We start from the raw sequence: 1,323 nt of genomic DNA on the forward strand, positions 1-1,323 counted from the left end.
ATTTTATAGACACTATATGTTGAAAGTCTATTGTCAACAAGCGCAATAAAACCCGGTTTATTGATAATTACCCCTAGTTTATTGACGAGATGCGTTTGCCCTGGAATTTAGACCAGGGCAAACGCATCTTATTTTGCCGTTCCCTATATGTAGTGTTTGTTTGATTTTATAGACACTATATGTTGAAAGTCTATTGTCAACAAGCGCAATAAAACCCGGTTTATTGATAATTACCCCTAGTTTATTGACGAGATGCGTTTGCCCTGATGCAAAAAATTTAGACTATCAACAGATATGAAAAACAAATGTTGAGATTAATTAAGCTGATTTCGTCTTTTTTGTGTTTTTTTTTCTGGCTTTCAAACTTACCTTTTCCTTTTTTCACTATTGGGTATCGTTTTCTTTTGTTACGAATTTGACCTTTTTTCGAGCCTGGAGATTTTCCACGGGGTTGGGGTGAAAGTGCTGGTGTTCCCACAACTGCAATAACTGCTCCAAACCCCTGAGCTGTCCTTCCAGGAGTTAAATTACTCTGTGCTTTTTGCCAAGGTAGAGGATGGTCTTCCATCATCCCACGAGCTAACCATAACTCCCAAGTGACCATGGGCATCAAATCACTCCATCGATCACATTGCTCTTTAGTGCCCAAGTTAGGTAAAGTCCAATGTAATCTTTGCTTAGAAAAACGATACCAATGTTCAATTGTCAAGCGACGTAGATATAAGTCAACTATTTCTATCAAGTTGGGTATTTGTTCTCCATGCCAACCTAACCATAGTGGTTTACTTTTGGGTGAATCTAATTGTTGAACTCGAATTACAGACAACTTTTGATGGGCAAGTTGTCTAAAATGTAATTGATGCCAAGCTATGATCTGAAGCTTTCCTAGTTTGGAATGTTCCACTTCCACCTTCAGGTCTTCTTTTAGCGCTCGCCTGATGATCTGTGATGATAACTTCTTGCCTATGAAGCTAATACACCATTTTAGGTGTTGGTAAATCAAGAGATGAAACTTTCAGACTAATCCCCTTCTGACTCACTCTAAATTTTTAACCAGAGTAAGTAATGGGTATCACCCCTGCTAGAAAATCATCTTACTAATTACCAACGCCCCATTTTAAGCTTGACGCGCCAGTAGTTATGGCGATTGGAGAATTTTTTTATATCCAATTAAACGGATTTGATATAATAGCGTAACATTGAAAAAAAACACCCCCCAATATTCAATATTGGAGGGTGTCTATATTAGCTAACTAAAGCTAACTCAAAAATTAACCATTGATAGAAGGAGCTTCTACAGCAGCCAAATCTAGAGGGAAGTTG

General features: G+C 37.9%; 1 protein-coding gene. It reads right to left on the reverse strand.

Annotated elements, in window-relative coordinates:
* Positions 1-277: 277 nt before the first annotated feature.
* Positions 278-904, reverse strand: coding sequence for a hypothetical protein (locus D5R40_RS33045; protein ID WP_124145445.1), 627 nt, complete (start codon positions 902-904; stop codon positions 278-280).
* Positions 905-1,323 lie beyond the last annotated feature (419 nt).

It is taken from the genome of Okeania hirsuta (assembly GCF_003838195.1).
In the GTDB taxonomy this organism is placed as follows: Bacteria; Cyanobacteriota; Cyanobacteriia; order Cyanobacteriales; family Microcoleaceae; genus Okeania; species Okeania hirsuta.